The organism is Kitasatospora sp. NPDC057904 (assembly GCF_042887925.1).
Classification (GTDB): Bacteria; Actinomycetota; Actinomycetes; order Streptomycetales; family Streptomycetaceae; genus Kitasatospora.
Window position 1 is genome coordinate 157,325 of sequence record NZ_JBHVOL010000008.1, and the last position, 18,150, is coordinate 175,474.

16 protein-coding genes are annotated in these 18,150 nt (G+C 74.6%); 7 read left to right on the forward strand and 9 right to left on the reverse strand.

Annotated elements, in window-relative coordinates; genetic code table 11:
* Positions 1–360: 360 nt before the first annotated feature.
* The 3 genes from ACFVSN_RS21650 to ACFVSN_RS21660 form a co-directional block, all read right to left on the reverse strand.
* Positions 361–1,620 carry an alpha/beta hydrolase gene (locus ACFVSN_RS21650; protein ID WP_387956412.1) on the reverse strand — a complete coding sequence of 420 codons (1,260 nt, stop codon included), beginning with the start codon at positions 1,618–1,620 and terminating at the stop codon, positions 361–363.
* Positions 1,621–1,726: 106 nt separating this feature from the next.
* Positions 1,727–2,452: a class I SAM-dependent methyltransferase gene (locus tag ACFVSN_RS21655; RefSeq protein WP_380501143.1), complete on the reverse strand. Its 726-nt coding sequence runs from the start codon at positions 2,450–2,452 to the stop codon at positions 1,727–1,729.
* Positions 2,453–2,700: 248 nt separating this feature from the next.
* Positions 2,701–3,132, reverse strand: a complete 432-nt coding sequence (locus tag ACFVSN_RS21660; RefSeq protein ID WP_380440996.1) for an SRPBCC family protein — start codon at positions 3,130–3,132, stop codon at positions 2,701–2,703.
* Between the two features lie 118 nt (positions 3,133–3,250).
* Between ACFVSN_RS21660 and ACFVSN_RS21665 the strand changes: the two genes are divergently transcribed.
* Entirely contained in the window at positions 3,251–3,757 is a 507-nt protein-coding gene (locus ACFVSN_RS21665; protein ID WP_387956413.1) for a GNAT family N-acetyltransferase, read from the forward strand.
* 36 nt (positions 3,758–3,793) lie between these two features.
* On the opposite strand, the gene soxR is transcribed toward ACFVSN_RS21665, so the two are convergent.
* Positions 3,794–4,297: a redox-sensitive transcriptional activator SoxR gene (soxR, locus tag ACFVSN_RS21670; RefSeq protein ID WP_380492742.1), complete on the reverse strand. Its 504-nt coding sequence runs from the start codon at positions 4,295–4,297 to the stop codon at positions 3,794–3,796.
* A gap of 98 nt (positions 4,298–4,395) precedes the next feature.
* Positions 4,396–4,548, reverse strand: a complete 153-nt coding sequence (locus ACFVSN_RS21675) for a hypothetical protein (protein ID WP_380501147.1) — start codon at positions 4,546–4,548, stop codon at positions 4,396–4,398.
* Between the two features lie 126 nt (positions 4,549–4,674).
* Between ACFVSN_RS21675 and ACFVSN_RS21680 the strand changes: the two genes are divergently transcribed.
* A complete protein-coding gene (locus tag ACFVSN_RS21680) occupies positions 4,675–5,403 on the forward strand; it encodes a transketolase (RefSeq protein WP_387956465.1) in 729 nt (242 codons plus the stop codon).
* A gap of 104 nt (positions 5,404–5,507) precedes the next feature.
* Complete coding sequence (locus ACFVSN_RS21685; RefSeq protein ID WP_380440989.1) at positions 5,508–6,401, forward strand: transketolase family protein; 894 nt, start codon at positions 5,508–5,510, stop codon at positions 6,399–6,401.
* A gap of 10 nt (positions 6,402–6,411) precedes the next feature.
* On the opposite strand, the gene treZ is transcribed toward ACFVSN_RS21685, so the two are convergent.
* The 3 genes from treZ to glgX form a co-directional block, all read right to left on the reverse strand.
* Positions 6,412–8,145, reverse strand: coding sequence for a malto-oligosyltrehalose trehalohydrolase (gene treZ / locus ACFVSN_RS21690; protein WP_387956414.1), 1,734 nt, complete (start codon positions 8,143–8,145; stop codon positions 6,412–6,414).
* Positions 8,142–10,592, reverse strand: a complete 2,451-nt coding sequence (gene treY, locus ACFVSN_RS21695; RefSeq protein WP_387956415.1) for a malto-oligosyltrehalose synthase — start codon at positions 10,590–10,592, stop codon at positions 8,142–8,144. Before treY ends, treZ begins: the two co-directional genes overlap by 4 nt.
* A 72-nt stretch (positions 10,593–10,664) precedes the next feature.
* Entirely contained in the window at positions 10,665–12,833 is a 2,169-nt protein-coding gene (gene glgX / locus ACFVSN_RS21700; protein WP_380440983.1) for a glycogen debranching protein GlgX, read from the reverse strand.
* Between the two features lie 388 nt (positions 12,834–13,221).
* Here glgX and ACFVSN_RS21705 point away from each other — a divergent pair, with 388 nt between their 5' ends.
* From ACFVSN_RS21705 to ACFVSN_RS21720, 4 genes are all read left to right on the forward strand, one after another.
* On the forward strand, positions 13,222–14,493 hold the full coding sequence (locus tag ACFVSN_RS21705; protein WP_380440981.1) for an SAV2148 family HEPN domain-containing protein: 1,272 nt from the start codon (positions 13,222–13,224) through the stop codon (positions 14,491–14,493).
* Between the two features lie 62 nt (positions 14,494–14,555).
* The gene (locus ACFVSN_RS21710; RefSeq protein ID WP_380440979.1) at positions 14,556–15,032 is read left to right on the forward strand and encodes a GNAT family N-acetyltransferase; all 477 of its coding nucleotides are present in this window, start codon (positions 14,556–14,558) and stop codon (positions 15,030–15,032) included.
* A gap of 43 nt (positions 15,033–15,075) precedes the next feature.
* Positions 15,076–15,819 carry an ABC transporter ATP-binding protein gene (locus tag ACFVSN_RS21715; RefSeq protein WP_380440977.1) on the forward strand — a complete coding sequence of 248 codons (744 nt, stop codon included), beginning with the start codon at positions 15,076–15,078 and terminating at the stop codon, positions 15,817–15,819.
* On the forward strand, positions 15,816–17,753 hold the full coding sequence (locus ACFVSN_RS21720; RefSeq protein ID WP_387956416.1) for an FtsX-like permease family protein: 1,938 nt from the start codon (positions 15,816–15,818) through the stop codon (positions 17,751–17,753). Before ACFVSN_RS21715 ends, ACFVSN_RS21720 begins: the two co-directional genes overlap by 4 nt.
* A gap of 33 nt (positions 17,754–17,786) precedes the next feature.
* Here ACFVSN_RS21720 and ACFVSN_RS21725 read toward each other — a convergent pair whose 3' ends face one another.
* Positions 17,787–18,119: a hypothetical protein gene (locus ACFVSN_RS21725; RefSeq protein WP_380440973.1), complete on the reverse strand. Its 333-nt coding sequence runs from the start codon at positions 18,117–18,119 to the stop codon at positions 17,787–17,789.
* Between the last annotated feature and the right edge of the window lie 31 nt (positions 18,120–18,150).

The window sequence follows — 18,150 nt, forward strand, 5'->3', positions numbered from 1 at the left end:
CGGCTGGTCCTTCCCCCGTACGTCCGGGGGCACGACACCGTTTCCGACCTGGGCTTGAGGGGTACTCAGCCCTGCGCGGCATCGACAGCGGTCGAAACTTAGTGCTATCCGGCCATCCCTTGCAAAGTGGAAAACCGGCTGGTAGCCCGGGGTGCCGGACAGTTGCAGCCGCCCGGTGGCGAAGGTGTGCGCGCCCGCGGAAGAAGCGATGGCGGGCCGGAGGTGGGAGCCGCCCTCCGGCGGCCCCGCACGGCCGGTCGGCCCTTCTGCCGCCTGGTGAACGGCCGTTGCGGGGAGGCGGGGCGGGGTCGGGGACGTCAAGGGTTTCCCCGGCGAGGTTCGTGTGGGGACCAGCTGCCCCTACGCCCGGGTGCCCGGGACGCCGAGCTGGGCGGCGAGCCAGGGCAGGGCCTGGACGAAGGTCGCGGCGCCGGTCTGCCAGGTGTGCTTGCCGGAGCCGACGGCCGTCGTCGTGCGGATGCCGTCCTTCTTCGCCGCGTCGTTCAGCACCTTGGCCGACTCGATCTGGCCGTGCTCCTCGTCGCCCTGGCCGAAGTAGCCGGACACGCCCTGGTACTTGGGGTGGTGGGCGAGGACGGTCACCGGGTCGTGCGCGGACCACGCGGCGGCGTCACCGCCGTAGAGCTCCTGGACGGTGTGGTCCTTGTCGCCGATGTACGGGCCCTTGTCGCCCGAGAAGTCGCCGAAGTGGGTGAAGACCGTGGGGTGTTCGACGGTGAGGTCGAAGGCGCAGGTGCCGCCCATCGACCAGCCGGCCACGCCCCACTTGTGCGGGTCGGTGGCGGCGTTGAAGGTCTTCTGGACGAACGGCGGGACGTCCTTGACCAGGTGGCTCTCGGAGTTGCCGTGCGGGCCGTCCACGCACTCGGTGTCCACCCGGAAGCCGCCGGTCGCGTCGACGAAGACGAGGATCGGCGCGAAGCCGTTGTGCTTGGCGGCGAACGCGTCCGCCGTCTTCACCGCGTCGCCGGAGCGGATCCAGTTGTCCGGCGCCGAGAACTCGCCGCCGATCATCTCCAGGACCGGCAGCTTGGGCCGGCTCTGGCTGCGGAACCACGCGGGCGGCAGGTAGACCAGCTCCTGGCGGTGCGCGAAGCCGCTGGCGGTGTCCGGGGTGTCGACCTGGACGATGCGGCCGGTCTTCGTCTTCCCGTGCATCGAGCCGAGCTGGGCGAGCGTGATCTGGTCCGGCAGCGGGTCGCCGCTCAGCTCGCCGACCGCGTCGCCGATGGTCGGGTAGTAGCCGGTGGCCACGTTGAGGCTGTTGGCCGCCGCGAACAGCGCGAGGACGGCGGCGAGCGGCGCCAGCGCCCGCCGCCACCAGCGGGCGCCGCGCCAGCCGAACCCGAGCACGCTGAACGCCCCCACCGCCACGCCGCTCCACAGCCAGACGCCGAACGGGATCGGGTCGGTGATGCCGGACAGGGTCAGCACCCCGACCGCCGCGAGCGCGGTCAGGCCCGCCGCCGCCCCGAGGGCGATCGGACCCCACTTGACGCGCCAGGTCCGGTCCCGCCAGCCGACGGCGGTGACGAACAGGGCGACGGCGACGGCCTGTACGGTCCACGGGAACCAGCCGCCGAGCAGCGAGACGTTCATGCGGCGGAGGCTAGGACGGGGACATGAGAGGGCGCTTAAAGGCTGGTGATCGTCTGATGGTCCGCTGGGAGGCTCCTGGGAGCCCGTCGGTGCGGGGCGTCGGGCCTCAGGGCCGCCGGAACAGCGCGGTGAGCAGGAACGGCACGCCGAAGAGCGGCGAGTCCGGGGACTGCTCGGCCATCGGACGGATCTCGACCGGCTCGAAGTCCGCGAAGAGGGCGCGCAGTTCCGCGGGCGCGTAGGCGAGGCCGCCCTCCAGGCCGCCGACGCGGTACAGGTCCTCGTCGGGCCGCTCCGAGCCCATCGCCCCGGCGGCGAAGGTGCTGAGCACGAAGTGGCCGCCGGGCGCGAGGACCCGGTCGAGCAGGGCGAGGTAGCCGACCCTGCGGTGCGGCGGCAGGTGGTGGAGGCAGCCGGAGTCGAGGACGAGGTCGTACCGGGCGTGCGGGAGCTCGACGTCGAAGATGTTCCCGCAGTGGAAGCGCGGGCCGAGCCCGGAGGCCGCCGCCCGCTCCTCGGCCCACGCGACGGCGGCGGGCGAGAGGTCGACGGCGTCGACGTCGAAGCCGAGCGCGGCCAGGTGCAGGGCGTTGCGCCCCGGACCGCAGCCGAGGTCGAGCGCCCGGCCGCCGGGGGCGACGAGGCCGCGGTCGAGGTAGGAGACGAGGTGCTCGTCCGGCTTCGGCACGAAGAACGGGCGCCCGGCGCTCCGGTCGGCGTAGAAGCCGTCCCACCAGGCGGAGGCGTCGGAGGTCCAGCGGTCGGCGGCCGGGGGGAAGAGGCGGTCGAGGAGGGCGAGGACGTCTTCGGTCGTGCGGATCGTGCGGTTCATGGGGTCGAGCCTAGGCGGCCGCGAGAGTCTTTCCCAGGGCCAACTCCCCTGGTGGGAAGGGGTGTAGCGGCTCCTGGCGGTGGGCTGCGAAGGGGGGCCTCCGGCCGCACCGGCTCCGGGGTGTGCAGGTGGCGGCGCGGGCGCCAGGGGGCGGGAAGGGCCGTTCCCGGGCGGGGCTGGGAGGTGCCTGGGAACGGCCCCGGATAACGCTTTCGCGACGGTCTCGACGGGCCCGCCGCGGCCTGCCGTCAGCCCGCGAAGCGCTCGCGCAGGGCGCGCAGGCCGGCCGTGAACACGCCGTGCACCAGGGCCGTCGACGCCTCGCGGTGCTCGCGCTCGACGTCGTACGTCGCGCTCCACTCGACGAACGCCGCGTCGGACTCGGTGACCGGCACCACCCGCAGGGTCGCCCGGTAGGCGCTCAGCTCGAAGGTGCCGTCGGCGAAGCCGTACGTGTAGCTCCGGGCCCCGTCGTCGTAGCCGAGCAGCGTCTCGCTCAGCTCCGTGTCGCCGAGCTCGAAGAGGCGGACGGCGCCGACGGCCGTGCCGCCCAGGTCGTTGCCGCGCCGGCTCGGGGGCAGGTCCGGGTGCCACGCGCCGAGGGCGTGGAAGTCCCCGATCAGCTCCCACACCTTGCCGGCCGGAGCCTCCACCACCGTGCTGACCGTCGTCCCCGCCATGGCCGTTCCCCTTCGTCGCCGGATCCCGTGCGTCCCCGACCATCTTGGCCTGCGGCGAGACGATATGAGGAACGGTCAGGGAAACTCGCGCGTTCGGGCGGACATGAACGAAGAACCGGTGACCCTGCGCCCGATCGCCGAGGCGGACCTTCCGGTCCTCCACACGATGATGAACGACCCCGACGCGCTCGGCGAGTTCCAGTGGTACGGCTGGCGGGACTTCGGGCCGATCCGCCGGCAGTTCGCCGAGGACGGGCTCCTCGCGGACCACCGCTCGGTGCTCGCGGTGGAGAGCGGCGGCGCGTTCGCGGGCTTCGTCTCCTGGCGGCAGGCGAGCCCGCGGGCGGCGTCGGCGTACTGGAACATCGGCGTGCAGCTGCGCCCGGAGGCGCGCGGCCGGGGCATCGGCACGGAGGCCCAACGGCAGCTCGTGGCCTACCTGTTCGCGCACACCCCGGTGATGCGGCTGGAGGCGGACACCGAGGACACCAACCTCGCCGAGCAGCGCGCCCTGGAGAAGTGCGGCTTCACCCGGGAGGGCGTCCAACGGGCCCTGGCCTTCCGCGACGGCGCCTGGCGCGATGTTGTGCGCTACAGCATCCTGCGGACGGACCCAAGGCCCTGAGGCCATGAGGTCCTGGGGCCCTGAGGCCCTGGGGCCCTACGGCGCTACGGCCGGCTCCGGGCCGGTGCCGGGGTCGCGGGTGAGGAGGTAGCGGGCGCCGGGGCCGGAGGCGGCGGCGCGGTCGGCCGCGTTGTAGAGCGCGCAGCGGGAGAGCGAGAGGCAGCCGCACCCGATGCAGCCGGTGAGCTTGGCCTTGAGGCGCTCCAGTTCGGCGATCTGCTCGTCGATCCGGCTCTGCCAGGACGTGGCGACCGCGTCCCACTCGGTGCCGGTGGGGACGCGGTGCTCGGGGAGGCGGTCGAGGGCGACGCGGGCCTCGTCGAGGGAGAGGCCGACGCGCTGCGCGGCGCGGACGAAGGCGACGCGGCGCAGCGTGGCGCGGTTGTACCGGCGCTGGCCGCCGGCGGTGCGGGTGGCGTGGATGAGGCCGAGGCTCTCGTAGTAGCGCAGGGCGGAGGTGGCGAGGCCGCTGCGTTCGGCGAGCTGGCCGATGGTGAGGAGGTCGTGGCGGGTGGGGCCGTGGCCGGGCGCTGCGGTCATGCGGCCCACTCTATCCATGGACTTCAAGCGGACTTCAGGCGGACTGCAAGGGGCTCCAGGGGGCTTCGGGTGGGCCGCGGGCGGGTTCGGAGGCCCGGTCAGTCGGTGCCGAACCACTCCTCCGCGAGGTCGTCGAGCGGGAGGCCGCCGACGCCGAGCCGGTCACAGAGCGCAGCGGCGCCCGGCCGCATCACCGATTCGTCGGGCACGACCGCGTCCCACTGCTCTTCCGTCTCCACCACAGGCAGCACGGCAGGACGCTAGGCGTGCGAACGGCCTTGCGGCAACCGGTTTTCCGGCCGGGCCGCGGACACCGTCGGTGATCGCTTGACTTCAAGCTGGCTTTAAGTTGCACCATCATCGTCATGACGAAGCAGATGACGCAGACGACGCACACGACGCAGACGGCGAGCGGGACCCGGGCCGGCGCCCGCTTCGAGGACCTCCCGGCCCTCATGGCGCTGATGACCGGCGACGAGAAGCACGGCCCCGCCGCCACCTCCACGCTGGACGCGCTCTGGGTGCTCTACGACCGGATCCTGCGGGTGACCCCGGGGACGGCCGAGCACCAGGACCGCGACCGCTTCCTGCTCTCCAAGGGCCACGGTCCGATGGCGTACTACGCCGTGCTCGCCGCCAAGGGGTTCATCGACCCCGAGGTGCTGCCGAGCTTCGGCGCCTACGACTCCCCGCTCGGCCACCACCCCGACCGGATGCTGGTCCCGGGCGTCGAGATCGCCTCCGGATCGCTCGGCCACGGCCTGCCGCTGGCCGTCGGCACGGCGCTCGGGCTGCGCGCCCAGGGCCTGGCCGATCCGGCGGTGTGGGTGCTGCTCGGGGACGCGGAGTTCGACGAGGGCTCCAACCACGAGGCGGTGGCCTTCGCCGGCGCCTACGGGCTGGACCGGCTGCACGCCGTGGTCATCGACAACTCCTCGGCCACGCACGGCTGGCAGGGCGGCATCGCGGCCCGGTTCGCGGCCGAGGGCTGGTCGGCGCAGACCGTCGACGGCCGCGACCACGAGGCGCTGCACGCGGCCTACACCGCCGCGCACCCGGGCCGCCCGCGGGTCGTGGTGGCCCGCGTCGAGCCCAAGGACTCCTGAGCACTGCCGAGCACTCCCAGGCACTACCGAGCACCGCCGGGCACTCCCGGCCGAGCACCACCGCCGTCACGCACAACCCGCCGATACACAAGGGGACTTCACCGATGGAAACCATGCGCGAGCGCTTCTTCGACGTCACGACCGACCTCCTCGACCAGGACCCGCGCGTCGCCCTCGTCCTCGCCGACATCAGCGCGGCCTCCTTCGCCCCGGCGGCCGGGCGCCACCCCGACCGCGTGATCAACGTCGGCATCCGCGAACAGCTGCTGATCGGCGCGGCCGGCGGCCTGGCGCTGACCGGGATGCGCCCGATCGCCCACACCTTCGCCAGCTTCCTCGTCGAGCGGCCCTTCGAGCAGGTCAAGCTGGACCTGGTCCACCAGGGCGTCGGCGCGGTCCTGGTGAGCGCGGCCGGCTCGTACGACTGGCCGGCCGGCGGCCGCACCCACATGTCGCCCGGTGACGTCGCGCTGCTGGACACCCTGCCGGACTGGACCGTCCACGTGCCGGGCCACCCGGACGAGGCCGAGACGCTGCTGCGCCACGCCGTCGCGGACGGCGACCGCAACGTGTACGTCCGCCTGTCCGCGCACCAGAACGAGGCGCCGGTGGCCGTCGAGCCGGGCCGGTTCACCGCCGTGCGCGAGGGCTCGGGCGGGGTGGTCGTCGCCGTCGGCCCGATGCTGGACGCGGTGCTGGCGGCGACCGAGGGCCTGGACGTGACCGTGCTGTACGCCGCCACCGTCCGCCCGTTCGACGCGGCCGGGCTGCGCGCGGCCCTGGGCGACCGGCCGGACGTCGTGCTGGTCGAGCCGTACCTGGCCGGGACGTCGGCGAACGAGGCGCACGCGGCGCTGGCCGACCGCCCGCACCGGGTGCTGGGTCTCGGCGTGCCGCGCGAGGAGCACCGGCACTACGGCTCGATCCCCGAGCACCTGGCGGCCTACGGCCTGGACGCGGCCTCGCTGCGGGAGCGGATCGCCACCTTCCTGTGGTAGCCGCGGCCGGTCACGGCAGGACGACGGCCACCGCGTCCGCCCCCAGCCGCACCGTCGGACCGTCCAGTGCGGCCGGCCCGAACGCGGCCACCACCTCCCGCCCTTCGCCGCCCAGCGGCAGCGCGGCCTCGCCGGACCCGAGGTTGACCGCCACCCGGTACGGCCCCCGGTGGACGACCAACCACCGTGCGGCCTCGTCGAATTCGACCCGCACCGCGCCCAGGTCCGGATCGGACAGCTCGGGCCGCTCCCGCCGCAGCCGGATCAACCGCCGGTGCCAGTCGAGCAGTTCGGCGTGCGGCCGGCGCCGCGGCTCGGTCCAGTCGAGCACCGAGCGCAACACGGTGGCCGGCTCCTGCGGGTCCGGGACGGCCTCCGCGCGCCAGCCGTGCTCGGCGAACTCCCGGCGCCGGCCGCGCCGGACGGCCTCGGCGAGGTCGGGGTCGGTGTGGTCGGTGAAGTACTGCCAGGGCGTGGCGGCGCCCCACTCCTCGCCCATGAACAGCATCGGCGTGAACGGCGAGGTGAGCACCAGCGCGGCGCCGGCGGCGAGCCGCCCGGGGGTGAGCGTGGTGGAGATCCGGTCGCCGAGCGCCCGGTTGCCGATCTGGTCGTGGGTCTGCAGGTAGCCGAGCAGCCGGTGCCCGGCGCCGGCCGGCGCGAACGGGCGCCCGTGGCGGCGCCCGCGGAAGGCGGACCAGGTGCCGTCGTGGAAGTACCCGCGGGTGAGCGTCCTGGCGACGGCGGCGAGCGGCGCCCGCGCGAAGTCGCCGTAGTAGCCCTGGGATTCGCCGGTCAGGGCGGCGTGCAGGGCGTGGTGGAAGTCGTCGCTCCACTGGGCGTCGAGACCCTGGCCGCCGGCCTCGCGCGGCGTGGTGGTGTGCGGGGTGTTGAGGTCGGACTCGGCGATCAGGAACAGCGGGCGGTTGGTGGCCGCCGCCAACTTCTCGACCTCGCCGGACAGTTCCTCCAGGAAGTGCACCGCCCGGTCGTCCGCGAGGGCGTGCACGGCGTCCAGGCGCAGCCCGTCGATGCGGTAGTCGCGCAGCCAGGAGAGCGCGCTGCCGATGAGGTACGTCCGCACGTCGTCGGAGCCGGGGCCGTCCAGATTGATCGCGGAGCCCCACGGGGTGTGGTGCCGGTCGGTGAAGTACGGGCCGAACGCCGGAAGGTGGTTGCCGGACGGGCCGAGGTGGTTGTGGACGACGTCGAGGATCACCCCGAGGCCCGCGCGGTGCGCCGCGTCGACGAAGCGCTTCAGGCCCTCGGGCCCGCCGTAGGGCTCGTGGACGGCCCACAGGGAGACGCCGTCGTAGCCCCAGCCGTGCTTGCCGGGGAACGGGCAGACGGGCATCAGCTCGACGAAGTCGACGCCCAGGCCGACGAGGTGGTCGAGGTGTTCGGCGGCGCCGTCGAAGGTGCCGCGGGCGGTGAAGGTGCCGACGTGCAGCTCGTAGACCACCGCCCCGGGCAGCGGGCGGCCGCGCCAGCCGGTGTGCGACCAGCGGAACGCGGCGTGGTCGACGGCCCGGCTCGGGCCGTCCGGGCCGTGCGGCTGCCGGGCCGAGCGCGGGTCGGGCAGGGGGCGGCCGCCGTCGAGGCGGAACGCGTAGTCGCCCTCCGGCGCCTCGCCGCCCCACCAGCCGTCCCGGTCCGGGCGGCGGTCCAACGGGTGGGGGATGCCGTCGACTTCGACCTCGACCCGGTGGGCGGCGAACGGCGCCCACACCTCGTACGGCCTCACGCCGGGCTCCTCCTCGTCAGCAGTGCCACGGGGTACGTCGCCAGCAGGTCGGCGGCCGGCACCGGTCCCGCCGGGTGCGTGCGGTGGGTCAGTTCGTCCGTCCACGGCCCGCCCGCGGGCAGGTCGAGGAAGGTGTCCCGCCAGCCGCCGGCGCGCTCCAGGCCGTACGGGAGGCGGGTGACGGCGGTGACGACGTCGTCGCCGCGGGCGAAGGCCAGCAGGTGGTCGGAGGCGAGGTCGGTGGCGGGCAGCGGCCGGTAGGGGCCGAGCGGGCGGGCGCGCCGCAGGTGCAGGGCGGTCGCGGTGAGGTGGAGCTTCTCGCGGGCGAGGTCGCCGGGGCGCGGGGTGGCGGCGTCGGTGAGCCGGACGGCGAGGGCGCCGAGGTCGACGACGCCCCGGTTGTCGGGGTCGACGAGGGTGTACAGCGGTTCCTCGCTGCCCTGGTAGAGGTCGGGGACGCCGGGCACGGTGAGGTGCAGCAGCGCGGCGGAGAGCGTGTTGGAGCGGGCGTACGGCGCGAGCGCGTGCACCCGGCCCTCGATGCGGGGGAGCAGCCCGGGGTCGTCGTACACGGCGCGGGCGCGCTCCTCCAGGGCGCGTTCGAAGGGGGCGTCGGGGGCCGTCCACGAGGTGTGCAGCTTGGCCTCGCGGGCGGCCTTGAGGAGGGCGGCGACGAGGCGGTCCGGGCCGATCGGCCAGGCGGCGACGAGGGTGTGCCACAGCAGCCAGTCGCCGTCCCGGTCGCCGCCGGGCCCGGCCGCGGCGGACCACGCGGCGGCCTCGGCGGCCCACGCCTCGGGCTGCTCGGCGAGGACGGCGAGGCGGGCGCGCGCGTCGGCGCTGCGCTTGGTGTCGTGGGTGGAGAGCGCGGTCATGCTGAGCGGCCAGGCGCCTTCCAGGTACCGGCACCAGTCGTGGAAGCCGGCGGGCTCCAGTCCGGGGCGGGCGGGTTCGCCGCCGACCTCGTTGAGGCCGGGCAGGGCGTTCCACCGGTAGAAGGCGGTGTCCTCGACGCCCTTGGCGGCGACGGCGGCGGCGGTCTGGGCGAAGCGGGCGCAGAACTCGTCCTTCTCGGGCCCGCGCCCGAGCTCGCCGAGGGCGAGGGCGGCGACGAGGGAGTCGGTGGGGTCCGCCGTGCCGTCGAGCAGCGCGCGCAGGTACCCGTCGTCGCCGGCCTCGCCGGGCCGCACGTAGGGCCGGTAGACCGGGTAGCCGGTGAGGAGCCGCTCCAGCGAGGCGCGCAGCTGCCAGGGCGCGTGGTCGGCGTGCTCGGGCTCGGCGGCCCCGACCCGCACCGCGAGCCGGACCAGCCGGTCGACCTCGGCCGCGAGCTCGCCGCGCGGTGCGGTCATCTCGGCCCGGCCGCGCAGGGCCGCGGCGACCGCCGGGTGGGGGTCCGGGCGGAGCTCGGCGGGGGCGGCGGTCCCGTGCAGGAACGCCTCGTAGGCCGCGGCCAGCCGGCCCGCGCCGGCCCGGTCGGTGAGCACCCCGTCGATGCGGCGCAGCGCGTCGTACCCGGTGGTGCCGGCGCACGGCCAGTCGGCGGGCAGCCGCTCGTCCCCGGTGAGGATCTTCTCGACGACGGTGTAGGCGCCGCGGGTGGCCGCGGCGAGGCGGGCCAGGTAGCCGCGCGGGTCGGCGAGGCCGTCGGGGTGGTCGATCCGGAAGCCGTCGAGGACGCCGTCGGCGTGCAGCCGCAGCAGCACGGCGTGGGTGGCGTCGAAGACCTCGGGCTCCTCGACCCGCACGGCGATCAGCTCGTTGACGGTGAAGAAGCGCCGGTAGTTGAGCTCGGTGCGGGCCAGGCGCCACCAGGCGAGGCGGTACCACTGGCGGGCGAGGAGTTCGCCGAGCGGCAGGTGCCCGGTGCCGGGGCGCAGCGGCAGGACGTGGTCGTGGTAGCGCAGCACGTCGCCGTCGACGGTGATCCGGCCGAGTTCGTCGCCGAGCCGCCCGCCGAGCAGCGGCAGCAGCACCCGGCCGCGTCCGGGGGCGTCGGCGGGGCCGGGCTGGGCCGCCCAGTCGATGTCGAACCAGCGCGCGTACGGGGAGTCGGGCCCGTCGCGCAGGACGTCCCACAGCTGCCGGTTGAGCCGTTCGGGGACGGGCACGGCCATGTGGTTGGGCACGACGTCGGCGAGCAGCCGCAGGCCGTGCCGGTGCGCGGCGGCGGCCAGCTCGCGCAGGGCGGGCTCGCCGCCGAGCTGTTCGCTGACGCGGCCGTGGTCGACGGTGTCGTAGCCGTGGGTCGAGCCGGGGGCGGCCTCCAGCAGCGGGGACAGGTGGAGGTGGGAGACGCCGAGGGCGGCGAGGTAGGGGACGGCGGCGGTGGCGTCGCGGAGGGTGAAGCCGGGCTGGAGCTGGAGTCGGTAGCCGGCGGTCGGCGTCCAGGACGGGGGGACACTGGCGGCCGGGCGGGTCCGTGCGGGCTCGGCGGCGGAGGTCATAGCTCCATGAGTACCCGGGGGAGCCCGCCGCCAAGACCCGCTGCTGATCCGAACAGGTGACCGTCCGCGGGTTCACGCCGGGCGCTGGAGCACCATGAGCGACCGGTCGGTGAGCCAGAGCGTGTCGCCGGCCTTGACCCGGGCGCCGGTACCGGGGGCGGGCAGCCGGGGCTGCGCGGTGTCCACCACGACCTGCCACTCCTGGCCGTGGTCGGCGGGGACGGTGAACTCCAGCGGCTCGAAGTGCGCGTTGAACATGAGGAGGAAGGAGTCGTCGACGATCCGCCCGCCGCGCCGGTCGGGCTCGGAGATCGCGTAGCCGTTGAGGAAGACGGTGAGCGACTTGGCGTAGCTGGCGCCCCAGTTGCGCTTGGTCATCTCCTCCCCGCTCGGGGTGAACCAGGCGATGTCGGTGAGGTCGTCGTAGCCGCCCGCCTCCGCCGCCGCGCGGCCGGCGGCCGGCTGCCCGGAGACCACCCGCCCGGAGACCGGCCGCCCGTGGAAGAAGCGGCGGCGGCGGAACACCGGGTGGTCGCGGCGCAGCCAGATCATCCCCTGGGTGAACTCCAGCAGCCGCGCCTGCGGCCCGTCCTCCTGGGGCCAGTGCACCCAGGTGAGCTCGTTGTCCTGGCAGTAGGCGTTGTTGTTGCCGTGCTGGGTGCGGCCGAGCTCGTCGCCGTGGGAGAGCATCGGCACGCCCTGGGAGAGCATCAGGGTGGCGATGAGGTTGCGCTGCTGGCGCGCTCTCAGCTCCTCGACGGCCGGGTCGTTGCTCGGGCCCTCGACGCCGCAGTTCCAGGAGCGGTTGAAGGACTCGCCGTCCCGGTTGTCCTCGCCGTTGGCCGCGTTGTGCTTCTCGTTGAAGGAGACGAGGTCGCGCAGGGTGAAACCGTCGTGGCAGGTCACGAAGTTGATGGAGGCGATGGGCCGGCGGCCGTCGTCCTGGTAGAGGTCGGAGGAGCCGGTGAGCCGGGAGCCGAACTCGGCGAGCGCGGCGGTCTCGCCGCGCCACAGGTCGCGCACGGTGTCCCGGTACATGCCGTTCCACTCCGTCCACAGCGGCGGGAAGTTGCCGACCTGGTAGCCGCCCTCGCCGAGGTCCCAGGGCTCGGCGATCAGCTTGGCCTGGGAGACGACCGGGTCCTGCTGGACGAGGTCGAAGAAGGAGGAGAGCCGGTCGACCTCGTGGAACTGCCGGGCCAGGGTGGCGGCCAGGTCGAAGCGGAAGCCGTCGACGTGCATCTCGGTGACCCAGTAGCGCAGCGAGTCCATGATCAGCTGGAGCACGTGCGGGCTGCGCATCAGCAGGCTGTTGCCGGTGCCGGTGGTGTCCTCGTAGAACCGCTGGTCCTGGGCGAGCCGGTAGTAGGAGACGTTGTCCAGGCCGCGCAGGGAGAGCGTCGGCCCGAGGTGGTTGCCCTCGGCGGTGTGGTTGTAGACGACGTCCAGGATCACCTCGATCCCGGCCGCGTGCAGCGCCTTGACCATCGACTTGAACTCCTGCACCTGCTGGCCGCGGTCGCCGTCGGAGGAGTAGGAGGAGTGCGGGGCGAAGAAGCCGATCGTGTTGTAGCCCCAGTAGTTGGCGAGGCCGAGGTCGCGCAGCCGGTGGTCGCGGACGAACTGGTGCACCGGCATCAGCTCGATCGCGGTGACGCCGAGCTTGGCGAGGTGCTCGATCACCGCCGGGTGGGCGAGGCCCGCGTAGGTGCCGCGGATCTCCTCGGGGATGCCGGGGTGCAGCCGGGTGAGGCCCTTGACGTGCGCCTCGTAGATGACGGTCCGGTGGTAGTCGGTGCGCGGCGGGTGGTCGGTGCCCCAGTCGAAGTAGGGGTTGATGACCACCGAGTGCATCGTGTGCGGGGCGGAGTCGAGGTCGTTGCGGCGCTCGGGGGCGCCGAAGTGGTAGCCGTAGACGGACTCGTCCCAGTCGACGTTCCCGCTCATCGCCTTGGCGTACGGGTCCAGGAGCAGCTTGGCGCTGTTGTGCCGCTGGCCGAGCCCCGGGTTGTACGGCCCGTGGACGCGGAAGCCGTAGCGCTGGCCGGGCTGGACGCCCGGGAGGTAGGCGTGGCGCACGAAGGCGTCCGTCTCGCGCAGCTCGACGGCGCTCTCCGAGCCGTCCCCGTCGATCAGGCACAGCTCGATCCGGTCGGCGCTCTCGGAGAACACCGCGAAGTTGGTACCGGCCCCGTCGTAGGTGGCGCCGAGGGGGTAGGGCTTGCCGGGCCAGACCTGCATGAGTCCTCAACTTCCTTGTCAAAAAAGAAAACTGACGTCCAGTCCAAGAATCAGCGGCTGTCTTCCCGGCCGTGCGGCCGGGCATGTGCGGCGTTCGCGCGCCGTGACGCACGGCACAGTCCGCATACTCCACGACCCTTCCCCCGGTCGCCGGGACCCGTGCCCTGCGTTAGCCCGAACGGGCGTCCGGGCGGTATTCCTCCGATTAAGCGCGGCGCTGTGACGGGTGGGTCCCCTGGTGCGTCCGCGCCCCCTCGGGCAACCGGCTGCGGACGGCTCTCGGCGGGCAGTACCCTTGATCGTCCGGCCGCCCCGGCCGACCGGTGCTAGTCAACGGCCCGTCAACGGTCCCCGCACCCGCGGGGGTCAGCCGCAGATGAGGTGGCGCATGGTGTTCCCTGCTGGCGGCCGTGGCGCCGGGCCCGACGGCCCCGAGCGGGGCGGCGCCCGCAGCGAGGCGCCCACGGTGGTCATGCGCCCCACCATGACCGGCCGCTCCCTGGTGCCCGCCCAGGGCGGCCCGGTGGAGATCCCCGCCCTCGCCTGGTCCGGCGCCGAGTGGGAGGACGCCTACCAGCGCGTGCGCCTGTCCGGGCGCGCCTACGTCTGGCTCAACCTGGTCGAGCAGCGGCTGCGCTCCCTCGTCGACGAGGTCCTGCACCCCATCTACGCCCCCGCCCACGGCGAGGACTGGGTCACCGCCGCCGCCGGCCCGGCGGGCGAGGAGTGGGCGCACCGCGCCGGCGCCGTCCGGGAGGTCAGCCGCCGCAAGGGCTACCTGCTCGACCCCGCCGACGACGACCCGCTGGTCTTCCTCACCCTGCCCCAGCTGCGCGAGCTCATGGTCCAGCACTGGCCGTGCTTCGAGCCCTACCTCGCCGACCGGCGCGAGATCGAACTCGCCCTGGACGAGCTGGAGGTGGCCCGGCACGTGGTCTCCCGCAACCGCGTCCTCACCCAGACCGTCCTCGCCCAGACCGAGCGCGCCGCCGCCCGCCTGCTCGCCCTGCTCGACGGCGGCGCCGGCGGGGTGCCCGCCGACGTCGTCGAGTCGCTGGTCGCCGGCCGGTACGCGGACGTCGTCGCGGTGCACGCCGACCGGGTCCGCCTCCAGCGCGACCTGCCCGTCGAGGACCTCCTGGACGGCGCCCGGCGGCTGGACGCGCTCGGCATCGGCCTCGGCATGCTCTGCCAGAACTACACCGGCAAGCGCCTGGTGCGCCTGGCCGGCGAAGGCTGCCGGATGCGGCTGCTGTTCCTCAACCCGGCGAGCAGCGCCGTGCGCCGCCGTGAGCGCGAACTCGGCCTCGGCCGCGGCGAGTTGTCCCGCTCGATCGAGATGAACATCATGCACGTCCGCCGGGTTCGGGCCCGGCTGCGCGACCCGGGCGGCTTCGAGATCCGGGTCTTCGACGAGACCCCGCGCTTCACCGCCTACCTCGTCGAGGGCCCGCGCCCCGAGGGCCGCGGCGGCCGCCGGGCCGGCCGCGACCTCGGCGTCGTCCAGCCCTACCTGCGCCGCGCCCGCGGCATGGAGTCCCCCGCGCTCGTCCTGCGCGGCGGCGCCGGCCAGCAGCCCGGCGGCACGGAGGCGGGCCTGCTGGAGGTCTACCGCGAGGAGTTCGAGGGGGTCTGGGCGGACTCCCGGCCCGTGTCCTGAGCCGCGTCCACCTCTCGGGCGGTGCTGGTGGGGCGGGTGCGGACGCTGCCAGACTGCGCGCCGTGAACAGCCTCCCGCACTGGACCCTGGAGCCCGCCCGGCCCGAGGACGTCGACCGCGTCTGCGACCTCAAGGACCAGGTCATGCGCGCCGACCTGGAACGCCTCGGCCGCTGGGATCCGCAGCGCTCCCGCCGGCGCGTGCGGGACGCCTTCTCCACCGCGCACACGTCCGTCCTGCTGGTCGAGGGGGCCTTCGCCGGCTCCCTCAGCGTCCGGCCCGACGAGCGGGGCGGGCGCCACCTGGAGCTGTTCTACCTCGCCCCGCACCTCCAGGGCCGGGGCCTCGGCACGGCCGTGCTGCGCCACGTCCTCGCCGAGGCCGACGCGGCCGGGGAGCCGGTGCGCCTCGTCGTCCTGCGGGGCAGCGCCGCCCAGCGCCTGTACGAGCGCCACGGCTTCGTCCTGGAACGCGAGGACCGGGTCGACGTCCTCCTCGTTCGTGAACCCCGGACGCGGCAGAATCGTTTCGCCACTTGAGATGGCCTCAGCAGGCCCGCTCGTGGTAGGCATAGCCCCCGTGATGATCACGGGGGATGAGGCCGTCCTGCGCCTCGAACAACTGCACCGCACCTACGGAACCGGCCCGGAGGCCGTCCACGCGCTCAGGGGGGTGGACGTCGAGTTCGCGCGCGGCACCTTCACCGCCGTCATGGGCCCCTCCGGCTCCGGCAAGAGCACCCTGCTCCAGTGCGCCGCCGGCCTCGACCGGCCCGACACCGGCCGCGTCACCCTCGACGGCACCGACCTCGCCACGCTGACCGAGACCCGGCTCACCGTGCTGCGCCGCGAGAAGCTCGGCTTCGTCTTCCAGGCCTTCAACCTCGTCGGCTCGCTCACCGCCGAACAGAACGTCGGCCTGCCGCTGCGCCTCGCCGGGCGCCGCCCCGACCGCGCGCAGGTCCACCGCGCCCTCGACCAGGTCGGCCTCGGTCAGCGCACCGGCCACCTGCCCTCCCAGCTCTCCGGCGGCCAGCAGCAGCGCGTCGCGATCGCCCGCGCCCTCATCGCCCGCCCGCAGGTCCTGTTCGCCGACGAGCCCACCGGCGCCCTCGACAGCTCCAGCAGCCGCGACGTCCTCGCCCTCCTGCGCGACCTCGTCGACCGCGAGGGCCAGAGCACCGTCATGGTCACCCACGACCCGGTCGCCGCCTCCTACGCCGACCGCGTGCTCTTCCTCGCCGACGGCCGCCTCGCCGACGACCTCGCCCGCCCCAGCGCCCAGCAGGTCGCCGAGCGGATGACGGCCCTGGAGACGGCGGCATGACCATGGCCACGCTCCTGCCCGTCGCCACCGCGAGCCTGCGCCGCCGCAAGGCCGCCTTCGCCGGCTCCTACGTCGCGCTCACCCTCGGCGTCACCCTCGTCGCCACCACCGGCACCCTCCTCGACGACACCGCCGGCGACGACTCCCCGCTCGGTGCGCCCTCCCTGCACAAGGTGCTCACCTTCACCGCCGGCATGGCCGCCTTCGTCGCCGTCTTCGTCGTCGCCGGCACCTTCGCCTTCGCCGTCGCCCAGCGCCGCCAGGAGATCGCGATGCTGCGCGCCGTCGGCGCGACGCCCCGCCAGGTCGTGCTGCTGATCACCGGCGAGGCCGCCGCCGTCGCCCTCGCCGCCGCCGTCTCCGGCTGCCTCCTCTCCCTGCCCGCCGCACCCGCGCTCGCCGCCTGGCTCGTCGCCCGCGGCGCCGCCCAGGCGGGCTTCACCTCCCACCCCGCGCTCACCCCGATGCTCGTCGCGGCCGCCGTGGGCCTGCTCGTCGCCCTGCTCGGCGCCCTCGGCGCCGCCCTGCGGGCCGGGAGCGTCCGCGCCGTCGAGGCCCTCGGCGACGCCGCCGTCGACCGCAAGGTCATGACGCCGCTGCGCTGGGCCTGCGCCGCCGCCCAACTCCTCGCCCTGGCAGGCGCGGTGGGCTACTACCTCGCCGCCCCGAGCATGCCCCCCGCCCCCGGCGACCAGCCCGACGACCCGCAACTCGCCTCCCAGTGGGTCATGGCCGCCGACCTCATGACGATCGCCGCGCTCGCCCTCTTCGCGCCGCTGCTCGTCCCGCTGCTCGTCCGCGCCTTCAGCACCCCACTGCGCTGGACCGTCGCCGCCGCACCCCTGCTCGCCCGGCAGAACGCGCTCACCGCCGTCCGCCGCACCGTCTCCACCGCCACCCCCGCCTTCCTCACCATCGCGCTCACCGGCACCGCCATCGGCGCCACCGCCGCCTTCGCCGACGCCATGACCGCCCAGGGCCGGGCCACCGCCGCCGCCCGCTACGTGCTGCGGCCCGGCGCCGTCCCGCTGCCCGTCGACACCCTCGCCCGGCTCACCGCCGACCGGCCCGGCCTGCGCGCCACCGCCACCACCCCCACCGTGATCACCGGCCTCGGCGCCGACACCGCGTCCTTCGCCGACCACAGCGAGGACTCGGCCGCCTCCGCACCGTCCGCCGCCACCGTCGTCACCGGCGACCTCGCCACCGCGTGGACCCTGCCCGCCGTCGAGGGCAGCCCCGCCGACCTGCACGGCGCCACCCTCGCCGCCTCCGTCCACCAGGTGCGCGGCCACGGCTGGAAGCTCGGCGACCAAGTCAACCTGCGGCTCGCCGACGGCACCGTCACCAGCCTGCGGCTCGCCCTGGTCTACCGCACCCAGCTCGGCCTCGACGAGGTGCTGCTCAGCGGCGACGCCGTCACCGCGCACCTGGACGGCGCCCGCCCCGGCGCCGTCCACCTCTCCGACGCCCCGGCCGCGACCTACGGCGGCACGCTCACCGACGCCCGCACGCCCGGCCCCGACCCCGGCGCCCACTACGCGTGGATCGCCACCAGCACGATCCTCGGCCCGGCCCTGCTCTACGCGCTCATCGCCATCGTCAACACCATGGTGATGTCGGCCGCGGACCGCCGCCGCGACTTCGCCGTCCTGCGCCTCGCCGGGACGGTGCGCCGGCAGGTGCTGTCGATGGTCGCCCTGGAGGCCGTCCTGGTCGTCGCCACCGCGGCCGTCCTCGCCCTCGCCGTCACCGCGCTCACCCAGTGGGGCGCGACGGCACTGATCGACCACCGCATCCTGGCCGGCCAGACCGCGATCGCCTTCCGCCTCCCCTGGACCCCGCTCGCCGGAGCGGCCGCCGTCTGCCTGGTCCTCGCCGTCCTGTCCAGCGTCATCCCCAGCCGCCTCGCCCTCACCCACGGGGCCCGGTAACCGCCCCGCCCGGCCCGGAGACCCGGCGGACCCTCAGTACTCCGCCGGGTTGACCGCCTTCGGCCGGGCGGTGGGTTCGGCGACGACACCGGTGCCCGGGCCGGCCTCGTCGTCGTAGGACCGGGATCCGAATTCCAGCCCTTCGAGGGGCGCCGACAGCAGGAAGTCGACGAAGCCGTCGGTGCCCAGGGTGGCCCAGCGGTGCAGTATCGCCGGCAGCTCGTCGATGTCGGTGTCGGCGAGCTCGGCGTCGAAGTGCTCCACCTGGTCCCCGGGCAAGGACGCGCGGATCTCTCTGATCGTCCGCAGCGGGTGGGCCTCGTCGGGCCGGTTCGGGGGCACGGGCAGGTTCGGGGCGGTGCTCATCGTCGGCTCCTCCGATCGGGTCCGGGGACCA